At 66.5% G+C, this 9389-nt stretch carries 8 protein-coding genes; all 8 read right to left on the bottom strand.

Annotation, left to right across the window (positions count from 1 at the left end):
* Positions 1-129: 129 nt before the first annotated feature.
* Entirely contained in the window at positions 130-495 is a 366-nt protein-coding gene (locus M2271_RS11415) for a hypothetical protein (RefSeq protein WP_280887024.1), read from the bottom strand.
* A gap of 2 nt (positions 496-497) precedes the next feature.
* Complete coding sequence (locus M2271_RS11410) at positions 498-962, bottom strand: YbaB/EbfC family nucleoid-associated protein (RefSeq protein ID WP_280887023.1); 465 nt, start codon at positions 960-962, stop codon at positions 498-500.
* Between the two features lie 79 nt (positions 963-1041).
* Complete coding sequence (locus M2271_RS11405) at positions 1042-4536, bottom strand: AAWKG family protein (RefSeq protein ID WP_280887022.1); 3495 nt, start codon at positions 4534-4536, stop codon at positions 1042-1044.
* 122 nt (positions 4537-4658) lie between these two features.
* Complete coding sequence (locus M2271_RS11400) at positions 4659-5168, bottom strand: type VII secretion system-associated protein (protein WP_280887021.1); 510 nt, start codon at positions 5166-5168, stop codon at positions 4659-4661.
* Between the two features lie 91 nt (positions 5169-5259).
* Entirely contained in the window at positions 5260-5580 is a 321-nt protein-coding gene (locus M2271_RS11395) for a WXG100 family type VII secretion target (protein ID WP_280887020.1), read from the bottom strand.
* Positions 5581-5682: 102 nt separating this feature from the next.
* The gene (locus tag M2271_RS11390; protein ID WP_280887019.1) at positions 5683-6027 is read right to left on the bottom strand and encodes a hypothetical protein; all 345 of its coding nucleotides are present in this window, start codon (positions 6025-6027) and stop codon (positions 5683-5685) included.
* Between the two features lie 234 nt (positions 6028-6261).
* A complete protein-coding gene (gene eccB / locus M2271_RS11385) occupies positions 6262-7710 on the bottom strand; it encodes a type VII secretion protein EccB (protein WP_280887018.1) in 1449 nt (482 codons plus the stop codon).
* A 21-nt stretch (positions 7711-7731) separates the two neighbouring features.
* Positions 7732-9132, bottom strand: coding sequence for a type VII secretion integral membrane protein EccD (eccD, locus tag M2271_RS11380; RefSeq protein ID WP_280887017.1), 1401 nt, complete (start codon positions 9130-9132; stop codon positions 7732-7734).
* Between the last annotated feature and the right edge of the window lie 257 nt (positions 9133-9389).

Genomic DNA, 9389 nt, shown 5'->3' with positions numbered 1-9389 from the left:
AGCTTTCTGCAGCGAAAGATAAAGATGCTGGCTTTCCCATGCCAAATTTTCCCTGGCCTGAATGGGCTTTTCCCCAATCAGGACAAAGAGCATCCTCGCGACATCCGGAGGATAGTCGATCTCCTTCACTTAGTGCCTTCCGCCCCCGTACTCATCGGGGGAGGAGTCGAGCTTCGACTGCTGCAGATCGATCGCGTCCTGCGCGTAGGACTGTGCGCCCTCGATGTTCCGCAGGTTGCCGAGTGTGGCCGACTCGAGCGCCGCGTAGGCCCTGCTCATGTTCCTGAGCATCGACACGCACATGTCGTTGTTCGCCTGGTACTTCGGGTTGACCTGGTGGTAGAAATCGTCCGAATAGCCGGCCCATCGCCGGTAGGTCGCCATGTCGGAGATGAAATCGTCAGCGACCTTGTCAGTCTCGGCCGACAGGCCCGAAATCATGGCGGCACCCTCCCCAAGACCGGGGACATCCGCCTCGTAGTTACCCCAACTCATGCTTACCGTCCCCTCGGAAGTGTGTCGTCCGTGTCCTCGTGAATCTCGTCCCGCAAACGGTCTCCCGCCGACCGCCCCATACCGCTTCCCGACCCTCCGCCGAGTGCCGAACCGAACATCCGCTCCCAGTCGATGTCCACGCCCAGGCCCTCCACCCCGCCGCTCCCTTGCGTCAGCGGAGCGAAAGTCTCCATAACTTTACGCGCCATCTGCGCGCGTCCATCCTGCGCGGCCTCCAGTATGGATGCCGCCAACTGCGGTCCTGTCATGCTCTGGTGCTTGCCGTCCGGAAACTTCAGCCCCGTCAGCTCGCCCTGCGGGCCGACCGTGACCTCCACCGCGCGGTCACGCGACCGCGCGGTGGCCGTGGCCTGGCTGAGTTCGCTCTCGGCCTGTGCGACGGCGTCCTGCATGGCCGCCAGATCGGCCATGGCCTGGGAAATCTTCTGCTCCATCGGCTCGCTCATCGGACCTCTCCAACTGTCGGGCGGGTTTCCCCTGTCGTACACATCCTGCACATCCGATACGGCGTCAGCACGGTCACGTTCACCGACCGATCACCGCCGGCGCGCCGCCCTCGTCCGTTCCCCACACGTCCTCGTCCTCCGGCACCCACGAGTCGCGGGCGCGGTCACCGCTCTGGGTCTGAGTCTGGCCGGGCGCTCCCCCGCCGGCCATCGGCGGGAGGAACGGGGACTGACCGGCGGTGTTACCGCTGGCCGCCACCCTGACCTCGTCGTCCGCGTAACCGCGGTTCCCGGGGCCGGGGCCGCCGCCCGCCCGTGGACGGCGGTTACTGACGACATCACCGTCGATCACATTGCGGACGCGCTCGGCCTTCGAGTCCTGACCGCCACCCGCGCCGCCGCCCATACCGCCGCCCATGCCACCGCCCATGCCGCCGCCCATGCCGCCGCCCATGGGTGAGCCCGCGCCGCCCATGCCGCCGCCCATGGGTGAGCCCGCGCCGCCCGCGCCGGCTCCGCCCAAGCCCGGGAGGGACCCGCTGTTCAGTTGGGTGCGGTTGTTGCTCGGCGCGGCGGACGCCGCCGCGTTAATGTCCTGGGGCGACTCGTAGGGGGTGTCGTCGTACAGCTCCTCCTCGTAGGCGGAGGAGTCGTAGGAAGGTGAGTTGTAGTCGTACCCGCCGAGGGAGCCGCTGTTGAGGGAGCCGGAGCCGGAAGGCTGAAAGTCGTAGTCGGGCAGCGAGCTGCCGGGGTCGTTGAGGTAGCCGGACTTCGTCGTGCCGTCCGGGCTGGTGATCGTGGTGATGCCGGTGTCCGGGTCGACCTTCTGGACGGTGCCGTCCGGGTACTCCGTGACCACGTTGCCCTGCGGGTCCAGCTGCGTCGTGCTGCCGTCCGGATTGGGCAGCAGGTCACCGGTGTTGAGCGGGCCGGAGACGGTCGATCCGTCGGGTTGCGTCACGGTCGAGCTGTGCGTGATCGGGTCGATCGTGGTGGAGCTGCCGTCCGGGTACTCGGTCACCAGCCGGCCGTTGGAGTCGAGATGCGACTGGCCGCCGCCGGGGACGTCCAGGGAACCGTCGTTGACGGGGAGGTTCAGGGAGCCATCGTTGACCGGGCCGGAGATGTCGGTGGGTGAGAGATCGCCGCCGTTCAGGAGCCCCCGGCTCTGCCTGTCGAACTTGGACTCCGCCTCCTGCTGCTTCTTCTCCTGCTCCTGCTGGAGCTGCTCCTGCTTGGCCTCGGCTTCCTGCTGCTTCGCCTCCTGCTTCTGCTGGAGCTCCTCCTGCTTGGCCTCGGCCTCCTTCTCCTTGGCCTCCTGCTTGGCCTCCTGCTCGGCCTGCTTGGCCTCCGCCTTGGCCTCCTGCTCGGCCTGCTTCTTCTCCTGTTCGGCCTGGAGGTTTTCCTGCTTGTCTTCCTGTTCGGTGCGGATGCGGTCCTGCTTGGCCTCCTGCTCGGCCTGCTTGGCCTCCGCCTCCTTCTCCTTGGCCTCCTGCTTGGCCTCCTGCTCCTTCTCCTTGGCCTCCTGCTTGGCCTCCTGCTCCTTCTCCTTGGCCTCCTGCTTGGCCTCCTGCTCGGCCTGCTTGGCCTCCTGCTCGGCCTCCTTCGCCTCCTGCTTCGCCTCCTGCTCCGCCTCCTTCTTCGCCTGCTCCTTCTTCGCCTCTTCCTGCTGGGCCTTGGCCTGGTTCATCTGGAGCATCTGCATCTGCTCCTGACGCCCCTGCGCCTCGGCCTGCTTGGCCTCCTGCTCGGCCTGCTTGGACTCCGCTTTCGCCTGCTGCTCGGCCTGCTTGGCCTCCTGCTCCTTCTCCTTGGCCTCCTGCTTGGCCTCCTGTTCGGTGCGGATGCGGTCCTGCTTGGCCTCCTGCTCGGCCTGCTTGGCCTCCTGCTCCTTCTCCTTGGCCTCCTGCTTGGCCTCCTGCTCGGCCTGCTTCGCCTCCTGCTTGGCCTCCTGCGCGGCCTCCTTGGCGTCCTGCTCCTTCTCCTTCGCCTCCTGCTTCGCCTCCGCCGCGGCCGCCTTGGCGTCCGCCTTCGCCTCCGCCGCGGCCGCCTTGGCGTCCGCCTCGGCCTTCTCCTTCTCCCTCTCGGCCTTCGCCTCGGCCTTCTCCTTGTCCGCCTTGGCCTCCTGCGCGGCCGCCTTGGCGTCCGCCTCGGCCTTCGCCTTCGCCGCTTCCTCCTTCGCGATCCTTGCCTGATCCTTCTGCCAGTTCATGAAATCTTCTTGCTTTTTAGCGGCCTCGTCAGCAGCCTTTTTCGCATCATCCTCTTTCTTTTTGTTGTCATCCTCCAGCTGTTCGGCCTTGGCTTCGTCGTACCCCTCCTTGAGGGTACTTCCGCCTCGGGACTTGACGGTCCCCAGGTCGAAATTGCTGCTGCTCCAGCTGTTTTTAACATATTCCATGGCATCGATCGCGGCGGCCTCAAGATTGTCCTTGACGGACTGTTGCCACATCTCGATGGATTTGTTCCCGATAGCCTCCCAGGTGGTGAGATCCTTCAGGTCGCCGAAGTCCATCAGCGCGGCGCCCGGCCGTTCCGCTTTGGCCCTGTTGTCGAATCCCTCTTCCGCCACATAATTCGTGTAGTAACTGTCCCCGGCAGACTCGATCTCGTAACCGATCTTCGTTATGTTGTGATCCCACGTATACTTCATCACGTCCGTCAGCAGATCACTGAGCCAGCGCAGCGGGTTTCCCATCATGAGTTCCCAGTTCATCCAGACGTTGTGAAGGTCTATCACCGCCTTCTGGAAATCCTTTTTCGCCTGCCGGACTTCATTCCCCTGCTTCGAGAAGTAACTCCCGTTCGGACTCATGTCCTCCGCGTAATCGGTGTACTGCTTGTTGATTTTAGAAATGAGGTCCCAGAAGACACCTGCCGCCTTGCCGCGCCATGCGTCGTTCTCCTCCGTGCCGAGTCTGCCCTGCCATTCCTCCACTATCCGCTGCTGGTTCAGGAAGAACTCGGCGACCCGGTCGAAGGAACCGGCCACCACATCGAAGGTCCCGAGCGAGACGGAGGCGGCGTCATCCACGGGGAGGCCGTTCCAGGCGAAACCATGGGTGCCGAGCTTCTCGTCGTTCCGCAGCTTCTCCAGCGCCAGTCCGGTGCCGTAGCTGTACTGCGTGAGCTTCGTCGTGTCCCAGGTGGGCTTGCCGTCCATCCCCAGATGTCCGTCGATGCTGCTGGTGAAGGTCCCGCCCTCCACATAGCCGCCGGTCGGCGGTCCGCCCGACGACTTCTCACCGAGCAGCGTGATGCGCGCCTTGTGCATCGAAACGTCCGACCCCACACCGCCGCTCGTCGAGTAGAACGGGATAACGAAGTCTGTGTTGTTGATGTCGTAGCCGGCGTTCTCGTACAGCCAGTTCAAGTCTTCGGTGTCGACGTAGTCGACATAGCCGACATCAGATATCTCCACCTTCATCTGGGGGATACCTTCATTGCCGACCAGCGTGTCGAAGAGATCGGCCCGGGGTGGCGCTACGAATCCCGTGAAGAAGCCGATGGCCTCCGCCCACTTGTCGTTCGCGCTGGTGAGCGCGGTGGTGACCTTGCTGGAATCGAGCGCCATGCCGGGATGCCCTTTTCGGTGAGGAGGTACGGGGCAGGGGGGTGAATCAGGGGGCGTACGGGGTAGAGGTACGCGGCTGGTACGAGAAAATTCAGCAGCCTCGCGGGGAGGACGCGACAGGATCAGTCATCGTCGTCGTCGCCACCCCCCTTGCTCCCGCTGCCCTCGGAGAGCACATCGTCGACGTCCTCGAAGAAGTTGACGAACTTCTTTCCGTCGATCTTTTCCAGACTTTCTTCTTGCGTCTTGGACATCTCCGCGATGGTGTCTCTGAGGTTGGCCTCGATCTCCTCGAACAATTCGCTCTGGTTCTTCAGGATGCCGTCGAGCTGCTCCAGAACGGCGTTCAACGACTTGACCAGGTAACCGCCGTTGACCCGCCCCCCCTCGTCGGCAGCCATCGTGCCGATCGCGATCGGAACCTTCTGTCCGTCGTAAAATCCCGACGCCGCCTTCGCGCCGTTCCCTGCCAGCAGATTCCCCACCGCCGGCACCTGCAGGGCGTCGTCGGCCGGGGCGGTCCCGTCCTCCCTGATCAACCTGATCGCCTCCCGGAACGGGCCCACATCCTTCTCGATGAAGCTCTCAAGCCAGGCTTTGTTCAGATTGACCGTGGGTGTGTTCTCCGCCATGCCGTACTCCTCCTGCTTGCACGAAGGACGGCCGCTCGCATGACATCGCACGCGGACGGCCGCCCGAAGGGGTGGGGTGTCGCCTACGCGGTCAGCCGCCGATGCGCACGGTCTCCCACAGCTGCGTCAGGGACTTCTCGCTGTACTGGTAGCTGTCCGAGACGTCGGTGAGCAGGGCCGAGTTCTCGGCGAGGATCCTCTTCATCTCCTCGACCGCGTTGTTCCACGCCGTCTGCTTGTCGCCGTATATGTCCTTGTCCTCACCTTCCCAGGACTCCTTGAGCGCCTGGAGTTCCTTGTCCAGGTTGGCGAGGATGCTGTCGATCGCCTTGGTCTGCTGGACCATGTCGTCGGCGGCGTTGTTCATGTGGGAGTAGTCGACGTAGATTTTTCCGTCGGTAAAGTCAGGCATCTTCGACCTCGTCTCGCAGCGACTGCGTCAGGTATGGGTTGGGGGGAACCTCAACGGAAAACCCCTGACCGGGGTTGTCCGACAGGTGGGCTACCGGTCGGGTCAGCCGTGCAACGCGTTGAAAATCGCGTCGGCCCGATTGTGCTGCTGCTGGACGGCCTCGCTTGCCTGGGACTGCTGCATGCCCTTCGCCTTGCGCGTCTCCTCCAGCGTTTCGATCATGCTCCTGAGGTTGACGGAGATGACCTCCGCCTGTCGGTCCCACGCCTCCAGAAGCTTCTGGTACGCACCGCCGTCGCCGCCGCCGTATCCGGAGCCCAGGTTGTTCTTCATGCTCTCGACGTCCTGTCGGCACCTCTGGACACCGTCGAAACCGCTCCCCAGAGCCGTGATGCCGTTCGCTGTCGCCTGGTCTTCCGACAGCTGCCTACCGTTGGGACCTGCCATGGGCCTGTGCCTCCTGAGATTTCGCCGCCGGGCGTTGGACCCTGGCGGCATACACGACCGGACATGGAAGGTCTTCGTCCGGTTGGTCTGGACAAGTGAGCCTAGATAATGGGTAGTTCCGTGTTCAATGGCTCACGTCACTTTCTTCATGACTAGTGTGCGCTTTGGACGGTTCCCGGCGGAGATTTCACCCTGGTGAAAACTCCGCCTCCCCCTGAGGAGCTGTCGCACGGCTCACTCCTTGTCGCAGCGCGGCGCCGTCGTACCGCTGCGGCCCACGACGGCGGCCTCCGGGGTGAGGTCGGGGCCCGTCGGCAGCATCGCCAGCAACGGCGACGGGAGCCCCTGTGCCTGACCCTCCGTATAGCCGAGCGCCGCGAGCGCGTCAGCCGATCCCACCCGGTACTTCATGCCGGTGTCCGTCACCAGATAGACGGTGACGCCGACCTTGGTCCCGCCCGCGCCGAGAGCGCGCACCAAGGCGCCCCCGCCCGGCCGTACAGTGATCCGGCCGACCGGCAGACACGCCGGCGTCAGCCCCTCGGGCGGCGCCTGGGCGACCGGGCCGAGCGCGCCCGGCTGGACCAGGGCCACGCTGATCCGCGGCCCCCGCTCACCCGACTCGACCCGTACGCACGCGGTCCGGTCCTCGTCGATACCCACCGCCTCCGGCGGCGCCTCGGGCAGATCCGTGCCGGTCGCGGACTCGCCGGCGCCCGGCGCCAGATGACCGCTCAACACGTCCGCGCCCAGGGCCGTCACCTTCGCGGCCCCGCCCTCGTACACCTTCTCGCGGGTGTCGGGATCGCCGAGCGCCAGCGCGGCCCCCGTTGCGGTGAGCGGGGTCAGGCCCTCTTTCCGCAGCAGGTAGTACCGCTCGGCGGAGCCCGGAACCGTGACCCGGAACACCTCGCCGACCCGGCTCTCCCGGCCGCCGAGTGACGGTCCGTCCTCGCCCTTGCCGGGTACCTCCTCCGGTGTCAGATCAGGCCCGGACGGCAGGGAGTTCAGGAAGGCCCCCGACACGGGGACCAGCGGGGTGGAACCGTAACCGAGAGCCTCCCGGGCACGGCTGTCCGGGTCCAGCCGCAGCTTGCTGCCCCGCCACACCAGATAGCCCGCCTTGTCGGGCCCGGCCACCAGCAGCGTCTTCGAGGTGGCCAGGCCCGCGGCATCGGACTTCGTGCCCACGGCGAGGACCGTACTCGTCGAACCGGTGGCGCTGCCCGAACACACCTGCCACGCACCGGTGTCAAGGTCCCCTCCGTCGGGCACCGCGTCCGGGGCTCCGTCGATGCCGACGGGCGCCCCGTGCGGCGTGCCCTTCAGCGAGCCGGAGCCGACCGCGGAGGCCTTCATGTCGGCGCCCGCCAGCAGCCGCGCCGAGGCGTAGTTCCGCACCGGCCGCAGCCGGCCGTCCAGATAGAGGTAGCGGGAGCCGGTGTCCTTGTTGACGACGAGCGTCCCGGCCTCCCGCCAGGAGTCCTTGGCGCCCGGCTTGAGCAGACCGAGGACGAACGACCCGGCCGACAGGAGCACGGCGATCACGATGCCGATGACCACGCCCCGGTTGGTCCTGCCCTGCGGGCTCTCCGGGGCGTCCGGGTCGGCGCGCAACATGCCCGAGGTCAGCCGCCCCATGACGAACATGTGCGCCTGGACCTGATCACGTTTGGACTGCATGGTGCGTTCGTTCCCTCCGGTTCAGCCGTTGATGGCGCGCAGCGTGCCGTACACGCCGAGCACCCAAAGCCCCAGCGGCAGCAGGCTGATCGCCATGGCCGTGTGCAGGATTTCCCCGAGGCGCCCCCAGTACGGGACGAGCCGCCGCCCGGGAACGGTCCAGGAGGCGATGGCGATGCCCGCCGTGAACGCGAGCAGGCCCGCGGCCGACACGAGCCGCATTCCCGGCGAGTAGTCCGGTACATAGACGAGGACCAGCAGGAGCAGGCCGCCCACGCCCGGGATCACCAGCGAGAGGCGCTGCCAGACATTGCCCAGGCCCTGAGCGTGCAGGACGAGCAGCAGGGACAGCGCCACCGTCATGATCGTCTCTGCCAGTTCGGCCTCTCGGGCCAGTACGGCCAGGCAGCCCGCGCAGACCACGCCCACCGCCCCGTACATCGACGTCATCCAGCCGTCGGCGAGGATGGCGCGGGCCGCGACCGAGGAGGTGGGATGCGGCTCGATGCCCTCCTGCAACTGCCGCGCGTTGGTCGGCAGCGGAGGCATCCGCATCCCCGACATGCGGAACGACAGCGAGGGCACGAACGCGCCGAGGATCACCGCGATGACGGCGATGATCCCGGCCGCGTGCACCGGAGCCAGATCAGTGGCGAGCATCAGGATCGCGGCAAACGCGCCGAACGCCGAGATCACGGCCAGGCCGATGAAGAGCGCGGCGAACGAGGCCACGGTCGCCAGCGCGAGCACCGCGCCGCCCGCCCCGGCCGCGGAGGCGGCGAGCAGCCGCGCGCCCAGCACCTCGTACAGGTGCGGACCACTCAGCTGACCGCCCGGCAGGAGCCAGCCGGCCAGCACCAGATACGGCCCCACCATGAAGCCCAGCACCGCTCCGGCGCCGGAGTCCCCGACGGCCCGGCTCGCCGCGCCGGCGCCCGCGAGCAGCAGCATCCCGGCGGCGGCGGCGAACACGGCCCGGGAGACCGCGGAGCCACCCGGCAGCGCGATCACCCCCATGCCGCCGACGAGCACCGCGACCACGACGCCGAGCAGCAGCCGCCGGCTGACCTTCGGGCTCCAGCCGTACGGGTGCTCCCGCATGGTGGTGGCGATGCCGTCCACCAGGTCGTCGAGGTGCACCTCGGGCAGCGCCTCGTCGCGAGGTCTGAGATAGAGGGTGTCGCCGTCCCTCAACCCGTACGAGTCGAGGGTGCGTTCCTCGTCCAGTGGTTCGCCGCCGAGGCGCTGGAGAATCCAGCCGCCGTGGTCGATACCGGCTTCTTCGAGGTCGTCGCCGCCGTAGCCGAGGACAGCGGGCAGGAGGTCCGCGACGGGAACGTCGGCGGGTACGGCGAGATCGATGCTCTTGGCGGGGGCTCGTACCGTCAGACGGCACAGCTCGGCCACCTGATTATCAGTCATCGGGATGGCTCACGCTTCTCCGTTGGCACTTCTGAGAATGGGGGGGGAACGCTGGATGACGCGTCGTCGAACATCGCACTTCGCGGTCGCGTTCGGAAACAATTCAATGGGCCGGTTATTGTCGCCCGGAGCGACGATCGTAGTATCAGCCGCCTGCCGTGGACGATGTGGCCTATGGCACAGAACTCTTCGGACGAGCGGGCGTCAAAGCCCGTCAGTGACGTTCTGCCCCCGCTCTCCCACTTTGCCCCGTAAGG

The organism is Streptomyces sp. LBL (genome assembly GCF_029893585.1).
Taxonomy (GTDB): Bacteria; Actinomycetota; Actinomycetes; order Streptomycetales; family Streptomycetaceae; genus Streptomyces.
The sequence above is the reverse complement of the archived record's forward strand: the minus strand, read 5'-3'. Positions and strand labels throughout refer to the sequence as shown.

Excerpts from the sequence above, each read along its gene's own strand:
- M2271_RS11390 (WP_280887019.1), bottom strand. The coding sequence starts at position 6,027 with ATGGCAGGTCCCAACGGTAGGCAGCTGTCGGAAGACCAGGCGACAGCG.
- M2271_RS11410 (WP_280887023.1), bottom strand. The coding sequence starts at position 962 with ATGAGCGAGCCGATGGAGCAGAAGATTTCCCAGGCCATGGCCGATCTG.
- eccB (WP_280887018.1), bottom strand. The coding sequence starts at position 7,710 with ATGCAGTCCAAACGTGATCAGGTCCAGGCGCACATGTTCGTCATGGGG.
- M2271_RS11415 (WP_280887024.1), bottom strand. The coding sequence starts at position 495 with ATGAGTTGGGGTAACTACGAGGCGGATGTCCCCGGTCTTGGGGAGGGT.
- M2271_RS11400 (WP_280887021.1), bottom strand. The coding sequence starts at position 5,168 with ATGGCGGAGAACACACCCACGGTCAATCTGAACAAAGCCTGGCTTGAG.
- M2271_RS11395 (WP_280887020.1), bottom strand. The coding sequence starts at position 5,580 with ATGCCTGACTTTACCGACGGAAAAATCTACGTCGACTACTCCCACATG.
- eccD (WP_280887017.1), bottom strand. The coding sequence starts at position 9,132 with ATGACTGATAATCAGGTGGCCGAGCTGTGCCGTCTGACGGTACGAGCC.
- M2271_RS11405 (WP_280887022.1), bottom strand. The coding sequence starts at position 4,536 with ATGGCGCTCGATTCCAGCAAGGTCACCACCGCGCTCACCAGCGCGAAC.